Genomic DNA, 18,030 nt, shown 5'->3' with positions numbered 1-18,030 from the left:
ATAAACTCTATTTGGAAAGCTATCCGAATGAAGCGGGAAAAAACGGAAATCTCAGGTTTACGCAGGAAGAAGACAGAATTTTTCCGGAAGGCCGTTATAAGGTACTATATGTAATACAGCCTTATTATACAGTGGATAACTATCGTTTCTTAGTGTCGGAGACTGATGATACTTATGGCCAAGGTACAGAGATTTATGTCAATAATGAGCCCTATGAAGTCCGTAGGGTTATCCCCGATCATAATATATCAACCATTACAAGAATAACTTCCCCTTTCTTCGATGCGGTAAAAGTAGAGAAGAAAGAAAATCATTCCGGCAATACAGGCAATTCCGGTTCTGCCTCTAAAGCTGTCTCCAGTAGTTCCGGTGGATCAAGTGGTGGCTCCGCTAGCTCAGGAGGAAGTTCCGGTGGTGGTTCCGGAAGCTTTAAGGTCAGCAGTAGTTTGACCGGACAGGTACTTGGCGTAGACCGTTCTTTATCCGGAGGCCAGTGGATACAGGATGAAAAGGGCTGGTGGTATAAAAGACCGGACGGAAGCTATCCGAAGAACAGCTGGGGCTATGAAGCCTATAATGGAAAGTCCTACTGGTACTATTTCCTGGATTCCGGCTATATGGCTACAGGCTGGATAGAGGTAAACGGCAGTAAATACTATCTTTTCCCAAACTCTGACGGTTGGAAGGGCAGGATGCTTACCGGTTGGCAGTGGATTGACGGAAACTGCTACTACTTAGACTCACAAGGACAGAATGAAGGTGCTCTCTATAGAAACACCACTACTCCCGATGGTTTTACAGTGGATTCGGAAGGAAGATGGGTAGTGAATGGAGCAGTGCAAAAACAGTAAAACAGCCATTATGTTTTATAGAAATGCTTATATACTCTATTTCAGGGAAAAGCTAAAATAGAAAAAATAGTAATTCTAAGCAGAAATTCAACAATGCAAAAGGCAAAGAAACCGAGATAGAAGAAATGTTTCTGTCTCGGTTTGTGGAAGAAGGAGTAATTTATGAAAAGCTTTATCTTTGGGAAGAGAGGAAAGAGGTTGGTCGCCTTGTGCCTTGTTATATTACAAGTGCTTTTCCAGTTTCCTGTAGAATGGAAAGCGGAGGGAAGTCAAGTAGAGAGGAGTCAAGAAAAAGAGAAAGTTACAAAACTAGATTTTTCCTTTGTAGATCATAACTCAGAACGAGCCGGCTCAATCAAGGTGGAGGTAGAGCTTGTTGTATATAAAAAAATCGATGCAAAAAAGACAGAAGAGACAGATGAAAACGTGCTATCTTCTTCCGTGATGGATGAAGATGAGGAGGAAAAGGTATCAGCTTCTTTTATTGGAGATGAAGGTAACGAAAAGACTAGCTCCAGTACTTCCGGAAAAGAACAGGACGATAACTATACTAAAGAACAAGTCAACTGGGATAAGAGTGACGGATTCCCACATTATTATAGCAGTTCGAATTATAGTGAAGTTAATCCTTCGAGCGATATACATCCGGATTATGGAATTGTTCAGAAAGTTTTATTTTATACCGGACAAACCAATCAAGATGGAAAAATTTCCCAGATAATTCCGTCGAACTATATGACTACAAACTATACGATAGAGATTCGTGTACGAGGCAGTAATGAGTCATATGAAACGGATGGTTTATATGAAGAACGTATTACAGACGGAAATTTACCGGATAAGTTGCAGAACACTATAAATCTACAGTTGGATAAAGAAAAGAAAAAGCAGTGGCAAGGAAACTTAGTATTTCCTCCGGTAAATGATGTAATTTTGAAGGAGGGGGAAAGCAATCCTATTCCTTTGGAAGCATACTATCAAAAGGCCAGTGAGGAAGAGGATGTAACTGTACCCCAAATAGAATATTACCTTGCGAATTCCAGGGGAGATAGAACTCGGATTTATGATCCTACTGCTTTTTTAGTTGGTACTTCCGGAAGATATACCATCATCGCCAGAGTACCCGAGGACGCCAATCACACTGCTTTAGAAGCTCGTCGGAGTTTAGTTGTAAAAAAACGCTTTAATGGAGAAATCATTATAAATAAAAATATTAAAATACCACTGAAAAAGGGTGAAGAGATTCAGCCGGAAATTAATGAAATATTTAAAGCTAAGGTTTACTACTCTATTGTTTCTCCGAAATTAAATGCTTCTATTGAACTTGATGAAAATAGACGCATAATAAGAATGAGGCATATTGGAAAGGCTAGAATAGAGGCCAGAGTAGATGATTGGGTAGACCCTAAGGATGGAACAATATATACGGCTGAACCGGAGATAATTTATATAACGATTACCCCCGGGAACCAGAACCAATTTTCCTTTAGTTTAAAAGATTTTGGACAGCCAAGTGAAGAAGAAAGGGGAGGGAATAAGGTATTCCGGTATACCGTGCATTACGGAAAGGAGAATCAGGAAAGAGGATGGACTTTAGGGAAACATTCTTTTCGCGTAAGTACCAGAGGCGCTACAGGCACGAGTGTAAGTTATAAGCTTGAAGCAGGAGAGGATATTGCTGATTTTAATGCACAGACAGGAGTCCTTACTTTTAAAAACAGTAAAGTTGGTCCTGTCCTAATATCTGCTACATCTGTTGACCCAACAGGAAATTATGATCCAAAGACCATTTATGCGGAGATTAATGTGGTTTATCCGGACTTCTCTAATTTCATAGATAAGCAAGGGAAAGCTAATGATAAGGGCTGGTATAACACGAATATAATATTCTCCCCTAAGTCAAAAAATGATAGCATTTCCGATAGTGATTCTTGGGATGACACTAAGAATAAGTGGGAAAAAAGCTTTTCAATTGAGGAAAAAGACGGTGCTTTGGAAGGAAGAGAACTTTTTATCAAGAAACCTAACGGAGAAATTGGTAAAGCGTATGTACTTGAAAAGTATAATATTGATACTACCAAGCCGAAGCTTATCTCCATTTCCTATAGGACGGACAAAGAGTCCAGAGTCAAAACCCTTGCGGGCTATGACTTCTATAAAGACACACTGGAAGTGGAACTAGAAGCTAGGGATGAGCGTTCCGGGATGGCTGCCATCTGTTATCGTTTTGACCTACAAGATAGTGATGGGATTGTTCATCAGGGAAATACTTTGTACAAGCTTACGGATAATGACGAGAGATTTAGCAAACCGGATGATTTCAGAGCCATTGCAAAAATCAAGATTGATCCTCAATTCAGGGGAAAGATTGTATTCTTCGCGATAGATAACGCAGACAATACAAATGAAGATCAGCCTCTTAAAACCGATAAGTATTTGGTAGTGGATACAATAAAACCAAAGGGAAGCTTCGATTTTCAGCCTAAGGGTAAGAAAGTTAATGACCACTTTTATTTTCAAGATAAGGCATTTTTAACTCTGAATGTGGAAGAAAAGAACTTTTTTCCTGAGGATCAGGATTTTTCTTTGAAGGTTTATAGCAGAAGAAATGGAGAAGACAAAGAAAGTTCCTATAGAGTGCAGGGCAATAGGGAAGCTCTCACCTTAAAGAAGAATTCTACGTTCATTAGTGATGGAAGAGAGAGCTTATTAAAGGACAATTCTACTTCCTTCGTACAAATCATGCCTAATGGGGAACATAATGATTTGACAATGAATTTCACTAAAGAAGGACATTATCGTTTGTCCTTTGACTATAAGGATCCTTCCGGAAATGCTTTAGAATGGAAGAATACTTTAGGATTGGAGAAGAATGGAGAACTGGCTATTACTGTGGATCATACGGATCCCAAGATTTTCTTTGACCCTCCTTCCGAAAGTGGACAGGTACGGTACTTTGCCAAGGACGTTAAGCTGAAGGCCAATGTACTGGAAGAAAACTTTAATCCGGCAGCAACCGATCTTTCTTATATATTTACCCCGGATAGGGTGGAGGGGCGAACTGCTGTGGCAAGTTCCAGCAGCCTTTCTTCCGAGACAGGGGAAAGAAGGATACGGCCGAACAATATAAGCTGGAAGAAGGAAAAGGCTTCCGATTCTACCTTAAATAAGGCGGAGCTTTCCTTAAGTGAAGATGGTAAATATGTGGTGAACTTACATACCACAGATTTTTCCGGAAGAACCGCCAGCGCCTCCAACATTTTGGTAGTGGATAAAACACCCCCTAAGATTCGCTTAACCTTATCCAATGACGGCCTGGCCAATGAGAAATACTTTAGAGAAGTCAGAAAGGGGAAAATCGAAATCGAGGATGCCCACTTGGATTTCTCTTCTCTTCAGGTGGATTTTTCCGTAAAGGACAAGGCGGGGAATCCGGTATCTACCGCAAGGAATTATGCAGCATATTTGACGAGCCTTTCGAACTGGAAGGATGAAGGAAATAAGATTTCCATCCCTGTCGAGTTTGCTGATGACGGCATTTACCATATCAGTCTTAAGGTCAAGGATTTGGCGGGCAATGAAAATGCTCCCATCGAAGTAGGAGATACCAAGGCTGCCTTTGATTTTGTGGTGGACAGAAAAGCCCCCACAGGTGCCTTGAAGATTGGTGATTGGGATCGTTCCAAGGACGGAACCCTTTGGACCAAGCTCCTGGATCGTATCAGTTTTGGTCGATTCAGCAATAAGAAGCAGGTTATTCGTTTACAGGCAGAGGATAACTTAAGCGGTGTCGGGCTGGTGGAAGTTCTTCGAACAAGGGAGAAGATGAGTCTTGCAGACTTGCAGGCAAGTTCTGCCTTTAAGAATGTTACCAGCGAAGCAAAGGATGGTTACTGGTCCAAGGAAATCTCTCCCAACGAGACCTTTATTACCTATGTCCATCTGAAGGATATGGCCGGAAATCAGTATTACCTAAGCTCTGACGGTGTGATTTTAGACCAGCAGAATCCGGAGATTCATATCACCTTGCCGAAAGAAGAGGAGAAAAACGGCCTCTACAAGAAGGATGTGGGGGTAGGCATTTCCGTAACGGAGCCAAGCCCCGGAAACAGCTATGCCGGCTTAAAGGATGTGACCTATACCGTTTACAGGGACGGTATAGAAACCCAGGCAGGCTCTCTCTATCATTTTTCCAAGGAAGAGCCTCAGTTAAACGACTTAAAGAAGTCCTATGAGGATGCTCATGCTCTTACGATTTTGGCTAAGGACAACAACAGCAATGATGTGGTTCTGAAGATTAAGGCAGTGGACAATGCCGGAAACCAAACGGTAAAGGAAGAGCGTCTTAGCATTGATATTACAAAACCGAGAGTCACATTATCTTTCGACAACAATCGTGTGGAAAATGAGTTTTATTTTAAGGAAAACCGTACCGCACTGATTACCGTAGAGGAGAGAAACTTCTCAGAGGATGCCTTCAAGATTTTGATTACAGACCCGGCAGAGGGAAAGGGTGCCAAGCTTTTGGAGGTGGAAAGGGATTCCTTCCAAAAGGTTTCCGGAAGCGGAGACAGTACCAGATGGGAAAGCCGTATTTACTTTAATAAGGACGGAGACTATCAGCTTTCCATCACCGGAGAGGACTTGGCCGGAAATGCCATGGAAGAGCTAGTCTATGCAGAGGGTACTCAGGCAGCTTTGGACTTTACCGTGGATAAAACAGCCCCTGTACTCAGTGTAAGCTATGACAACAATACCCCAAACCATGAGTTTTATTACAAGGAAGGAAGAAGGGCGGAGATTTCCATTGAGGAGAAAAATTTCCGTTCGGATCTTGTGGACTATTCCGTGTTGAAGGATGGCGGCAGAGAGGGACATGGCAGTGCCCTGTCTTCCTTTAGCGGTGGAGAAGGTCGTGGGGTTTCCGAGCTTCATCATCAGGCAAGCATTTCCTATGAAGAGGACGGAGACTATCAGTTCAACATCCGGGTGAAGGATTTGGCGGGAAATGAGGCCCTGGCTTATCCGGAGGATCATTTTGTCATTGACAGAACGGCTCCCAGTCTGACGATTAGTGACATTTTGAACGAGTCTGCCAATAAGGGCGAGGTCAGTCCCAAGATTTCTTACGGGGATCGCTATCTGGATCAGGATGCCCTGTCCTTAAAGCTGATAGGAGAGGTACATGGAGAGCATGAGCTGTCTTCTCAGCAGGGCGGCAGCATTTCCATAGCCAGAACGGATGCCTTAAATCTTCCTATGCAGAAGTCTATGGAGGAAAACGAGTCTCCAAAGCAGAAGCAGGAGGAGAAAGAGGGCATTGTTTACCAAAGCTCCGCAGGGGGAGAAGAGGGAAATCTTTCCTTCCAAAACTTCCCGGAGGAGCCGGATACGGACGATGTGTACCGGCTTTTTGCAAAGATTGTGGATATGGCGGGAAATGAAACCACGGAAGAGCTTTGGTTCTCCGTAAATCGTTTCGGTTCCACCTATCTTCTGTCCGACAGGGCGAAGGCTCTGCAGGGTACCTATCAGAAAGAGGGCGAAGAGATTCTGATTTCGGAAATCAACGCGGATGAGGTTTTATCTTCTGCTTTGACCTTATACAGAAATGAGGAGAAGCATGCCCTTTCCGAGGGAGCGGAGTATCAGACTACTCGCTCCGGCGGAAACGGAAAATGGTATCGGGGAGATTATCTGATTAAGAAGGATAACTTTGACAAGGAAGGTCTGTATCATTTGCAGATTTCCTCTCAGGATAAGGCAGGAAACCTTGCCAGCACGGAACAGACCGAAAGAGGGGCGGAGCTCCGCTTCGGTATCGACAGAACACCCCCCAGAATCCTGCTTTCCAATGTGGACAATCAGGGGGTATACCGTGGAGATGTTTTAGATTTGGATTTATCCGTACAGGATAACCTGTGGCTGGAGCAGGTGGATGCCACCGTGGATGGAACGGAAGAACTAAGCTGGAAGGACAAGAGCTTGCAGGAAGCGGTTGCAAAGGACAGCTTCCCCTTACAGATTTCCGGAGAAAAGGGAAAACGGCATAAGCTTTTAGTGGTAGCAAGAGATGCAGCCGGCAATGAAAGCCGAAAGGAAGTTTCCGACTTCGTGATTACCAACAATCCTTTGCTTCGTCTTATTTCTCAGAAAAACTTTGCCAGAAATGCCGCCATCGCTACTGTGGCAGGCTTAATGGGATTGTCCTGCCTGGTCAACGGCCCAAGCCTCTTACAGGAGCTTAAGCGGAGAAGACTAAAGGGAAGAAGATAGACGGAAAGGAGTGGAGATGGACTTTGTCACCATGGCAGTTTCTTCAGTGGGAAATGTCAAGGAAGTCAACCAGGACTATTATTTCTTCGAACAGGGAAGAACGGAACGGGGAAATATAGTTTTTGCCATTCTTTGCGATGGCATGGGCGGTTTGCAACAGGGTGAGTTCGCCAGCAAAACCGTGGTGGAGGCCTTTAAGGCCTGGGGGAAGGAGCATTTACCGGACTATTCCCTGGGAGAATTTGTCGATGCGGAGATACGGAGAGAATGGACGGAACTGGTAAACCGTTGCAACCACTATCTTCATGCCTACGGCAGGGAACGGGGCATCTCTCTGGGCACCACCCTTACGGTCCTCTTGATGACGGAGGAGCGATATTATATTATGAATATTGGGGATTCCCGCGCCTATGCTTTGGAAGCGGGCATCCGACAGCTTACAAGGGATCATACCGTGGTGCAGCGGGAGGTGGATCTGGGAAAGCTTTCCGCCTACGATGCGGAAAAGGATTCCCGGCGAAATATTCTCCTGCAATGCATCGGGGCATCGGATCAGATTTATCCGGATTTCTTCTTCGGCGCACCGGAGCCAAAGGCTACCTATCTGCTTTGTTCGGACGGCTTTCGTCATGAGGTTTCCGGGGAGGAGCTCTATCAGGTTCTTCAGCGGAACAGAAGAGAGTCTTTGGAGGATTTGGAGGGCGCTTTAAAGATTTTACTGCGCTGGAATCTGGAACGACAGGAACGGGACAACCTTACGGCAATAGCCATCAGTACCATCTAGTCTTTGAGGAAGTTTAGTTAAACTATGCTGAAAATCGGTTCCGTTTTAGACGGAAAATATAAAATACTGAGTGAAATCGGTCATGGTGGAATGAGTACGGTTTATATGGCCATCAACGAGAAGGCCAACAAAACCTGGGCGGTAAAAGAGGTGCGAAAGTCCGGTGTAATGGACTTTGAAGCGGTGAAGCAAAGCTTGATTGTGGAAACGGATCTTTTGAAGCGCCTCCGCCATCCGAACCTTCCCACCATTGTAGACGTGATTGAGGAAGAGGATGTGTTCCTCATTGTTATGGACTATGTGGAGGGGAACTCTCTTAGGGTACTTCTGGAGGAGCAGGGAAGTCTTCCGGAGGACTATGTGATTGAATGGGCAAAACAGCTTTTGGATGTTTTGTCCTATTTGCATGCCCAGACTCCCCCGATTATTTACCGGGATATGAAACCTGCCAACATTATCCTGAAGCCGGATGGCAATCTTTCCCTCATCGACTTCGGAACCGCCAGAGAATTTAAGGCGGATAAAACCGAGGATACCGCCTGTCTTGGTACCGTAGGCTATGCGGCGCCGGAGCAGTTCGGGGGCTTGGGACAAACCGATGAAAGGACTGACATTTACGGCTTGGGAGCCACCCTGTATCATCTTTTAACCGGCCATAATCCTTCCCTTCCCCCCTATGAAATCAAGCCCATTCGAAGCATTAACCCCAATCTTTCTCAGGGTCTGGAAAACATTTTGCTCTGCGCCACGGAGAAGGATCCGGAGCAGCGTTATCAAAATGCGGAGGAGTTTCTTTACGCCATTTCCCACGTGGAAGAAAGTGATGAACGCTATTATAAGAAGCAGAGAAGAAAATTTCGTCTCTTTTTAAGCACCCTGCTTCTGTCCGGAATCTGTTTTGCTCTGGGCTTCAGCTTCCTCCTGTCTTCCCAGAGCCAGAAGGAGGAGCGCTATACCATGCTCCTGCAAAATGCGGAGGTGCAACAGGACGGGGCGGAGAAGGAGAAGAACTATCTGGAAGCCGCCAATATGCCGGATATGGAGGGCAGAGAGGAGGCTTATCTGGGCTTTATTCAATCTGCCAAGTCGGATCAGGTCTTTAGCCGGGAAGAGGCGGGAACCCTGGAGGAGCTGATACGAAAAAACAGGGCGGCTCTTTTAAAGCATCCCGAGGAGTATGGAGACATTTGCTTCCAGCTGGGAAAAGCCTTCTGGTATTACTATGAAGGGGAGGACAATGCAGGACGGATGGAGCGGGCGAAAAGTGCAGCCCCTTGGTTTGCCAATGCCTTGGAATATCTGGAGGATGGGGATTCCAAGAAGAGCATTGCCTTAGTGTACGAAAGAATCGGAAGCTTTTATCGGGATATTGCCACCAATATCGTGGAGGCCAGCGATCAGGGTATGTATAAAACCCTCTTTGAAGATTTCCAAACCCTTTTTCAGGAGGTTGCGGTAAAGGAAGAAGAGGGAGAAATGGTTCGTCTGGAGCTTCTGGAGTTTATGGCGGAAAGCATAGAGCAGTATGCCGGAAAAATGCGGGCGGATCAGGTGACTCGTTCCGCCATGGAGGATGCTTTACTTCGTATAGAGATGCTGCTTCCGAAAATCAGTGTGAACAGTGAGCTTACGGAGGAGAAGAAGAAAACGTTGGAGGAGACCTTGATGGATGCGAAGATTGCCGTTCAGAATGTCTTTTCACAGGAGGAAGATAAGGGATGAAATGGTTAGCGGTGGATCAATATTCCGGTCTGTTTTTTATACTGGGCTTTGTCTTTCTTTTTTGCAGCATTCTTCTTTTCATACTCTTTCGGATTCCCGGAGTCTTCCTGTATTTAAGCGGAAGTCGCCAGAAGAAGAACATTCAAATCCTGAGAAGGAAGCGAGAGGAACAAAAGAAAAAAGGCTTCTCCCTACAGGGAAAAATCGATATGGAATTTCTTCGGAAGCGTTCTGAAGAAAAGCAGGAAGAAAAGAGAAGAATGGCGGAGCAGGCTCCCTGGAAGCAGGAGGGAGAGGCTACCGCCAAGCTTTTGATGACGGAAGACAACTATAGAGGACAGGAAACCGCCCCGCTGTTTTCTTCCGAGGCACTATCGGGCGCTTCTTTGGGAACCCCTTCGGACGCTTCGTCGGGGATTTCCGCCGAGGCGGGAGAAACCGTAAAGATTCCGCTCCCTGCAGAGGGCGCTTCCGGGGCTGAGAAAAATAAAGCAAAGCCAAAGAGCGGTTATGTCACCTTGTATGAAATGGAGTCCGAGTCCTAAAAGGACTTAAACTCCTAAGACTTCTCAAGTTTATAAAGCTCATAAAGCTCATAAACCTTCTAAAATCCCATTTTAAAGTCTAACGAAATTTCCTTCGTAAATTTCTTGTATTTGCGTTCATTTTTGATACAATGGACACGTTGCTTTTTTTTTGGAAAAAAGAAAAGGGCAAAATACTAAGAAGGGGGTTTTTATGAGTTGGAAAAAACGCTGATTGATTTAAAAGGAATTACCAAGACATTTGACGGAGAGCTGATCTTAGATGATCTGAATTTATCTATTCGGGAGAACAGCTTTGTTACCCTACTGGGACCCTCCGGATGTGGAAAGACCACCACATTACGGATTATCGGAGGCTTTACCCAGCCGGACAAGGGGCAGGTTTTATTTGACGGACAGGATATCACAGGACTACCGGCCAACAAGCGGCAGCTGAATACGGTATTCCAGAAGTACGCCCTGTTTCCCCACATGAATATTGCAGAGAATATTGCCTTCGGTCTTCGGATTAAGAAGATGTCGGAAAGCTATATTCGGGAGAAGATTCAATACGCCTTAAAGCTGGTGAATCTGCAAGGCTATGAGAAACGTTCTGTGGATTCCTTATCGGGAGGACAGCAACAGAGAATCGCCATTGCCAGAGCCATAGTGAATGAACCCAGAGTACTTTTATTGGACGAACCCCTGGGGGCCTTAGACTTAAAGCTTAGGCAGGAGATGCAATATGAGCTTATCCGTTTGAAAAATGAATTGGGCATTACCTTTATATATGTCACCCATGATCAGGAAGAGGCCTTGACCATGTCGGATTATGTGGTGGTAATGAATCAGGGTTATATTCAACAAGCAGGAAGCCCGGAACAAATCTATAACGAACCGGAAAATGCATTTGTAGCTGACTTTATCGGAGACTCCAACATCGTCCCCGGCATCATGCTGGAGGACCGTTTGGTGCGTATTTTTGGTGCCAACTTCCCTTGTATAGATGAGGGATTTGGAAAAAATACCCCTGTGGATGTGGTGATTCGTCCGGAGGACGTGGAAATCCTGGAAGAGGGAGACGATCGTGCGATTCTGAAGGGAACCATGACCCACATCATTTTCAAGGGAGAAATATACGAGATGGAATGTACCACGGAGGATGGCTTCGAGTGGCTGGTACACTCCACGGAAATGCATGAGCCGGGGAAAAAGGTGGGGATTTATGTGCGCCCCTCCAATATTCAAATTATGAATAAGCCCGAGTCTGAAGACGAGGAGGCATTGGGCATTGAAGAATAAAGGAACAAGGCTTCTGGCCGCCCCCTATCTGATTTGGATGGGTGGATTTATTGTGATACCCTTACTTTTGGTTTGGTACTATGCCTTTACAGACAAGACCGGTGCATTTACTTTAGATAACTTAACAAAGATTTTTTTGTGGGAGAACTACAAGCCCCTGTATCTGGCGGTGCTTCTTTCCCTTTGCAGTACCATTTTATGCTTTCTTTTGGCCTTCCCCTTAGCCATGGTGCTTCGGAACAAAAAGGTGGGAAAAGGTTCTTTTGTAGCCTTTATTTTTATCCTGCCTATGTGGATGAACTCTCTGCTTAGAATTCTGGCATGGCAGACTCTTTTGGAGCGAAAGGGCGTGCTGAATGAGATTTTGATAGCTCTGCATTTGCCTACCCAGAGCCTAATCAACACCCCCTATGCCATTATTTTGGGTATGGTTTACGACTTCCTGCCCTTTATGATTTTGCCCATTTACAATACTTTAAGCAAAATTGATGACAATACCATCAATGCCGCCTACGACCTTGGGGCCAGCTTTTTCACCACCCTCTTTCGGGTGATTCTGCCCCTGTCCATTCCCGGCATTGTGTCCGGTGTGACCATGGTTTTCGTGCCGGCGCTGACCACCTTTGCCATTTCCAACATTCTCGGAGGGGGCAAGATTTTCCTCATCGGAAATGTCATCGAGCAGGAATTTACGGTGAATTCCAACTGGAATGTAGGCTCGGGACTGTCCATGATTCTGATGGTCTTCATCATCGCTTCCATGGCCATACTGTCCCGCTATGACAACGGAGAGGGGGCGATTTTCTAATGGAAAAGAAATCTGTTCGTATTTTGGAAAATGCCTATCTGGGTTTGGTGGTGCTTTTTCTCTACGCACCCATCTTCATGCTTACCGCCCTGTCCTTTAATGCGGGAAAGAGCAGAGCCCATTTTACCGGCTTCAGTCTTCGCTGGTATGTGGAGATGTTTCAAAACGAGGATATTATGCAGGCTTTGCAAAATACCCTTGTGATTGCCTTTTTGTCTGCCTTTATTGCTACGATTCTCGGCACCATGGCGGCGGTGGCTCTTCGAAAAATGAAGGTGCTTCCCAGAAGTCTGATTATCGGTGTCAGCAATGTGCCTATGCTGAATGCGGACATCGTAACCGGTATCTCTTTGATGCTTTGTTTTATCGCCTTCAAAATCAGCCTGGGCTTTAAGACCATTTTGATTTCCCATATTACCTTTAATCTGCCCTATGTACTTCTGTCCGTGCTGCCCAAGCTTCGGCAGAGCTCGGAGGTGAGCTATGAGGCGGCATTGGATCTTGGGGCAAAGCCCCTCTACGCCTTTTTTAAGGTGGTGCTTCCGGACATTATGCCGGGAGTTTTGTCCGGCTTCTTGCTGGCATTTACCATGAGTCTGGACGACTTTATCATTACCCACTTTACCAGAGGTGCGGGAATCAATACCATTTCCACCCTGGTGTATGCGGAGGTCAGAAAGGGAATCAACCCCAGTATGTATGCCCTTTCCACTTTGATTTTCGTTACGGTCTTTATCATCCTTTTAATCGCTAATTTTGCCCCGAGCTTTATGGGAAGAAAGGAGGAAAAGGCATGAGAAATAATATTGAAAAGAATTTTGAAAAGAATCTTTGGAGCAACTCGGGAGAGCGTGCAGGAAAGCTTGTAAGTAAGGCCGCACAAAAAAAGCTAAGAAAACTTTTTCTGCCTCTGGCAGCAGGCTTAATGCTTCTTTTCAGCGCCCTGCTTTTGTCCTCCTGCGGACCGAAGGAGGCGGAGTCCACAGAGAGTCCGGAGGGAGAGAGCCAAGGGAAGACGGACAATGTAGTCAATGTCTATAACTGGGGAGAGTATATCGACCCGGAGGTGATTACGGAATTTCAGCAGGAAACCGGCATCAAAGTGGTTTACGATATGTTTGAAACCAACGAGGAAATGTATCCCGTCATCGAGGCGGGGGGAGTGCTGTATGATGCGGTTTGCCCTTCGGATTACATGATTGAGAAGATGATGCAGAACCATCTTTTGGCGGAAATCGACTTTAAGAACATTCCCAATATCAAGGAAATCGGAAAAGAATATATGGAAATGTGTGCGGAGTTCGATCCGGGGAATCGTTACATGGTGCCCTATACCACGGGAACCGTAGGCATTCTTTATAACAAAAGAATGCTGGATGAGCTGGGTGTGCCCTATCCCACCAAGTGGGCGGATCTATGGAATCCGAAGCTGAAGGGAGAAATCCTGATGCAGGATTCCGTCCGGGATGCCTTTATGGTGGCGCTGAAGAAGGAAGGCCATTCCATGAATACCGTGGATGACAAGGAGTTAGATGAGGCCATGAAGGATTTGATTGCCCAGAAGCCCTTGGTACAGGCTTATGTGGTGGATCAGGTCAGAGACAAGATGATCGGAGAAGAGGCGGCGGTAGGCGTCATTTACTCCGGAGAAATCCTTTATGTGCAGGGAGAGCTGGAAGGCACGGACGTGGAAGTGGACTATGTGATTCCGGAGGAAGGCACCAACCTGTGGGTAGACGGTTGGGTAATTCCCAAGAACGCCCAGCATAAGGAAAATGCGGAAAAATGGATTAATTTCCTCTGCCGTCCGGATATTGCGGCGAAGAATTTCGAGTACATTACCTATACCACCCCAAACGTAGGTGCCTTGAAGCTTCTTTCGCCGGAATATACGGAAAATAAAGCGGTATTTCCGGATATGGCGGAGGTTTTGAAAAAGGGAGAGGTCTTCAGCTATTTGGGAGAACAGGACGAAGCCAAGTACAATGACCGTTGGAAGAAAATCAAAGTGTCCTAAACCCTATTTGAAAAAAGATCAAAGTGTCCTAAACCCTATTTGAAAAAAGATCAGAGTTTTCTAAACCCTATTTGAAAAAAATCTGACAGAACCCCTCTTTATGGAGAAAGTCCATAGAGAGGGGATTTTTCTATTCCTAGAAATTTTAGAAAAGCTTTTTATTCCGAAATTTTTTTGCTAAAATAGGGGCGTTTAGAAACAGCGGAATTCTTTGCAGGAAGAAAGCGTCCGGGTGTAGCAAGAAAGCCGGCGGTATATAGCAAGAAAGTCGCTTGCGTGTAGCAGGAAAATCGGCTACGTGTAGCAAAAAGTCGGCTGCGTGTAGCAAAAAAGTCGCTTACGTGTAGCAAAAAGGCAAAAGGGGGAAGAAAAATGCGCTCAAAATATGTAGCATATATCGGTTCTTATTCATACACCGGCACTGCCAAGGGCATAACCATCTGTGATGTGGATATGGAAAAGGGAAGATTTGAAAAAAGAACAGAGGTGGAGGTAAACAACTCCTCCTATGTGGCGGTTTCTCCCGATAAAAGAACCCTCTATTCTATTGCGGATGAGGGAATTGTTTCCTTCCGCATTCTGGATAACGGAAACCTGAGCAAGTTAAATACCAGAAATATCCGCGGAATGCGCGGTTGCCACCTTGCCGTAGACAAGAAGGGGGAGTACCTGATGGTGTCCGGCTACCATGACGGAAAGTCCACCCTGCTGTCTTTAGAAGCGGACGGTTCTGTAGGCCCGATTGTGGACGGCGTTTATGACCAGGGTATCGGTTCCGTGGCGGAGCGTACCTTCCGCCCCCATGTTTCCTGCTCCCGTATGACCGATGACCAGAAGTTCATTTTGGTGGCGGATTTAGGAATTGATCAGGTAAAGATTTTCCGTTTCGACAAGGCGGACCGGAAGATGCGACAGGTAGATACTTTGCGATGCGAACTGCAATCCGGCCCAAGACATTTTCGTTTCTGCCCGGACAGGAATTACCTCTATCTTTTGTATGAATTAAAAAATGTGGTGGATGTGTATCATTTTTCCGAGGGAGAGAAGGACTCGGAGGTGAAGCTGGAGAAGCTGCAGACCATTTCCACCCATAACGATAAGGAAAACAACCCCTTAATCGCCGCATGTCAGATGCGTTTTTCTCCGGACCCGGATGCTTCTCATCTTTTTGTGTCCAATGCGGGGATTAATACCATCACCATCTATGACAGAGATAAAGCGACAGGACTTTTAACCATGAAGGGTAGCCTTCCCATTGCCGGCGAATATCCTAAGGATTTCTGCATTTTCCCGGATGAGAAGCACCTTGCGGTAGCCAACAATGAAAGCGGTACCATTACCTTTTTCAACATTGATTATGAGCAGGGACTTTTAACCATGTGTGCAAGAGAGCTGGAAGTGGATGAACCAAACAGCATCTGTATGGTAGAGTGTCGGGGGTAAGGAATGGCGGGAAGTCAGTACGGAAAAATATTTCATATCAGTACCTTCGGCGAATCCCACGGTAAGGCCCTGGGGGTGGTTGTAGACGGCTGCCCTGCAGGGCTTTCCCTGTCGGAGGAGGATATTCAGGAAATGCTGGAACGGCGCCGTCCGGGAAAGAATCTGAAGATGACCCAGAGGAAGGAAGGGGACAAGGTGGAGATTCTTTCCGGAATTTTCGAGGGAAAAACCACCGGTACTCCCATTGCCATGGTCGTGTGGAACGAGGATCAGCGCTCCAAGGATTACGGGGAAATTGCCCATGCCTTTCGCCCGGGCCACGGGGATTACGGCTTTTTTGCCAAATACGGTTTTCGGGATTATCGGGGGGGAGGCCGTTCCTCCGGAAGGGAAACCATTGCCAGAGTGGCGGCGGGAGCGATTGCCAAGAAAATGCTATTAGAGCTGGGGGTTTCCGTCCGGGCCAAGGTCATCGAGCTTGCCGGCATTTCCCTGACAGAAGACCGGCAGAAGGCGGAACTTTTGGCGGAGCAGAAGATTCTCTCCCTACGGGAACAGGGGGATTCTGCCGGAGGAGTGGTGGAATGTCTGGTGGAAGACCTTCCTGCCGGCATCGGAGAACCGGTTTTTGACAAGCTGGATGCCTCCCTGGCGAAGGCCGTGATGTCCATCGGTGCGGTAAAGTCGGTGGAAATCGGAGACGGTATCGAAGTATCTAAGAGCCTTGGCTCCGAGAACAATGATGCTTTTTTTCTTGAAGAGAACGACTCCCCTTCCTTTGAGGGAAGCTTGCGAAAGGGCAGCAACCATAGCGGCGGTATTCTGGGGGGGATGAGTGACGGAAGCACCATTCGCATCAGAGCCGGATTTAAGCCTACCCCTTCCATTTCCAAGCCCCAGCAAACGGTAAATGAAGCGGGAGAGGAAATTACCATCGCCATCAAGGGACGTCACGATCCTACGGTGGTGGAGCGGGCCAATGTGGTGGTGGAAGCCATGACGGCTTTAACTGTGCTGGATGCCATGCTGGAGAATCTCAGCGCCAGATTGGACTATGTGAAACGGGCTTATCGAAGATAAGAACAAACGAGATATCGCACACTACGCGTGCGATACTCGTTAAGAATAAAATTTTTTATAAAAATTATAAAAGTTTTTAAAAAAATTTTGCTTATACCGCTTCTCAATAGGAATTGACGAAGTAGCATTTTCGTCTTAAAATGAGGAAAAGAACAATTGGGAATTATTTCACAATGAATGAGAACGGCAGGAGTCTCTTTTGTGAAAGATTTTGCAAGGGGGAGAGAAAGATATGAATGCTCAACAAATGGTTACTATCGGCTTGCTCGTAATACTGGGCATTTTAGCGCTTATTTTTTTAGTCGCATTTGTAAAGGATTTACTGGCGCATAAGGATAGCATGGAGAAGGAAAGCAATAGCGTGGTTAGTAGTGCTATCGGTTTCGGAATTAACTTCTTCGACGTATTCGGTATCGGATCCTTCGCTCCGGGCGCTTCCCTTTACAAGGGCTTAAAGCAGGTGGATGACAAGCTGATTCCCGGAACCTTAAATGTAGCTTGTACCATCCCTGTAGTTATGGAGGCCTTCCTCTTTATTCAGGGAGTGGAAGTAGAGCCTATCACATTGGTTACGATGCTGGTTGCGGCTATGGCCGGTGCATGGATTGGCGCAGGAATTATTTCCAAACTTTCCAAGCAGATGATTCAGCTGGTTATGGGTGTTGCCATGGTAGTAATCGGTTTCGTTATCATTTTACAGGTGGCGAATGTTATCCCCGTAGAAGGAACAGCCATCGGACTCAGCGGAATAAAGCTTATTGTTGCTATCGTAATTAACTTCTTCTTAGGCGCAGTTATGACTGCCGGAGTTGGCTTATATGCACCTTGTCTTGCCCTGGTTTGCGTATTGGGCATGGACCCGAAGGTGGCCTTCCCCATCATGATGGGATCCTGCGCATACCTGATGCCGGTTGCTTCCGTTCGTTTCGTAAAGGAAGGCAGCTACAATAGAAAGGTAGCTTTGTGGGGAACCATTTTCGGCTCTTTGGGTGTATTTGTAGCAACCAGAGTAGCATTAGGATTACCCTCTCACATTTTAAAGATTATCGTTATCTGCGTTATGTTCTACACTGCAGCAACCATGTTCTATTCCTTAAGCAAGGAAAAGAAGCAGGCGGCATAAAGAACACATGATGACGTAGAATCGAACCATTACTTGTTCAGAATCGGAAAAGTCGTCTTATGGGGCGGCTTTTCCTTTATAAAAATAAACCATGGAGGTA

11 protein-coding genes and 1 pseudogene are annotated in these 18,030 nt (G+C 45.9%); all 12 read left to right on the top strand.

The window, feature by feature from the left end; all coding sequences use genetic code 11:
- Nucleotides 1-851, top strand: a pseudogene (locus tag RDQ32_RS01745) (hypothetical protein); the annotation flags it as partial.
- Between the two features lie 162 nt (nucleotides 852-1,013).
- On the top strand, nucleotides 1,014-7,127 hold the full coding sequence (locus tag RDQ32_RS01740; protein ID WP_308578895.1) for a hypothetical protein: 6,114 nt from the start codon (nucleotides 1,014-1,016) through the stop codon (nucleotides 7,125-7,127).
- A gap of 16 nt (nucleotides 7,128-7,143) precedes the next feature.
- On the top strand, nucleotides 7,144-7,911 hold the full coding sequence (locus RDQ32_RS01735) for a protein phosphatase 2C domain-containing protein (RefSeq protein WP_308578894.1): 768 nt from the start codon (nucleotides 7,144-7,146) through the stop codon (nucleotides 7,909-7,911).
- 24 nt (nucleotides 7,912-7,935) lie between these two features.
- The gene (locus tag RDQ32_RS01730) at nucleotides 7,936-9,633 is read left to right on the top strand and encodes a serine/threonine-protein kinase (protein WP_183684344.1); all 1,698 of its coding nucleotides are present in this window, start codon (nucleotides 7,936-7,938) and stop codon (nucleotides 9,631-9,633) included.
- Nucleotides 9,630-10,178: a hypothetical protein gene (locus tag RDQ32_RS01725; RefSeq protein ID WP_308578892.1), complete on the top strand. Its 549-nt coding sequence runs from the start codon at nucleotides 9,630-9,632 to the stop codon at nucleotides 10,176-10,178. Before RDQ32_RS01730 ends, RDQ32_RS01725 begins: the two co-directional genes overlap by 4 nt.
- A gap of 198 nt (nucleotides 10,179-10,376) precedes the next feature.
- On the top strand, nucleotides 10,377-11,459 hold the full coding sequence (locus tag RDQ32_RS01720) for an ABC transporter ATP-binding protein (protein ID WP_007158114.1): 1,083 nt from the start codon (nucleotides 10,377-10,379) through the stop codon (nucleotides 11,457-11,459).
- Nucleotides 11,449-12,267 (top strand): ABC transporter permease, encoded by an 819-nt coding sequence (locus RDQ32_RS01715; protein ID WP_007158113.1) that lies wholly within the window; start codon nucleotides 11,449-11,451, stop codon nucleotides 12,265-12,267. The genes RDQ32_RS01720 and RDQ32_RS01715 overlap by 11 nt, the downstream gene beginning before the upstream one ends.
- Nucleotides 12,267-13,064 (top strand): ABC transporter permease, encoded by a 798-nt coding sequence (locus RDQ32_RS01710; protein WP_007158112.1) that lies wholly within the window; start codon nucleotides 12,267-12,269, stop codon nucleotides 13,062-13,064. Before RDQ32_RS01715 ends, RDQ32_RS01710 begins: the two co-directional genes overlap by 1 nt.
- Nucleotides 13,065-13,192: 128 nt before the next feature.
- On the top strand, nucleotides 13,193-14,284 hold the full coding sequence (locus RDQ32_RS01705) for an ABC transporter substrate-binding protein (protein ID WP_308578897.1): 1,092 nt from the start codon (nucleotides 13,193-13,195) through the stop codon (nucleotides 14,282-14,284).
- Nucleotides 14,285-14,656: 372 nt separating this feature from the next.
- On the top strand, nucleotides 14,657-15,727 hold the full coding sequence (locus RDQ32_RS01700) for a lactonase family protein (protein ID WP_308578891.1): 1,071 nt from the start codon (nucleotides 14,657-14,659) through the stop codon (nucleotides 15,725-15,727).
- Nucleotides 15,728-15,730: 3 nt separating this feature from the next.
- Nucleotides 15,731-16,807: a chorismate synthase gene (aroC, locus tag RDQ32_RS01695; RefSeq protein ID WP_308578890.1), complete on the top strand. Its 1,077-nt coding sequence runs from the start codon at nucleotides 15,731-15,733 to the stop codon at nucleotides 16,805-16,807.
- A 232-nt stretch (nucleotides 16,808-17,039) separates the two neighbouring features.
- Nucleotides 17,040-17,930 (top strand): sulfite exporter TauE/SafE family protein, encoded by an 891-nt coding sequence (locus RDQ32_RS01690; RefSeq protein ID WP_040649595.1) that lies wholly within the window; start codon nucleotides 17,040-17,042, stop codon nucleotides 17,928-17,930.
- Nucleotides 17,931-18,030 lie beyond the last annotated feature (100 nt).

Origin of the sequence: uncultured Oribacterium sp., from assembly GCF_902481605.1 — a bacterium.
GTDB lineage: Bacteria > Bacillota > Clostridia > Lachnospirales > Lachnospiraceae > Oribacterium > Oribacterium sinus.
Note: the sequence above shows the minus strand (reverse complement) of the source record. Positions and strands in the feature narration are given on the sequence as shown.

Bases quoted from the DNA above. Each gene is read 5' to 3' on its own strand.
- RDQ32_RS01735 (WP_308578894.1), top strand. From the start codon at position 7,144: ATGGACTTTGTCACCATGGCAGTTTCTTCAGTGGGAAATGTCAAGGAA.
- RDQ32_RS01690 (WP_040649595.1), top strand. From the start codon at position 17,040: ATGAATGCTCAACAAATGGTTACTATCGGCTTGCTCGTAATACTGGGC.
- RDQ32_RS01730 (WP_183684344.1), top strand. From the start codon at position 7,936: ATGCTGAAAATCGGTTCCGTTTTAGACGGAAAATATAAAATACTGAGT.
- aroC (WP_308578890.1), top strand. From the start codon at position 15,731: ATGGCGGGAAGTCAGTACGGAAAAATATTTCATATCAGTACCTTCGGC.
- RDQ32_RS01705 (WP_308578897.1), top strand. From the start codon at position 13,193: ATGCTTCTTTTCAGCGCCCTGCTTTTGTCCTCCTGCGGACCGAAGGAG.
- RDQ32_RS01710 (WP_007158112.1), top strand. From the start codon at position 12,267: ATGGAAAAGAAATCTGTTCGTATTTTGGAAAATGCCTATCTGGGTTTG.
- RDQ32_RS01725 (WP_308578892.1), top strand. From the start codon at position 9,630: ATGAAATGGTTAGCGGTGGATCAATATTCCGGTCTGTTTTTTATACTG.
- RDQ32_RS01700 (WP_308578891.1), top strand. From the start codon at position 14,657: ATGCGCTCAAAATATGTAGCATATATCGGTTCTTATTCATACACCGGC.
- RDQ32_RS01740 (WP_308578895.1), top strand. From the start codon at position 1,014: ATGAAAAGCTTTATCTTTGGGAAGAGAGGAAAGAGGTTGGTCGCCTTG.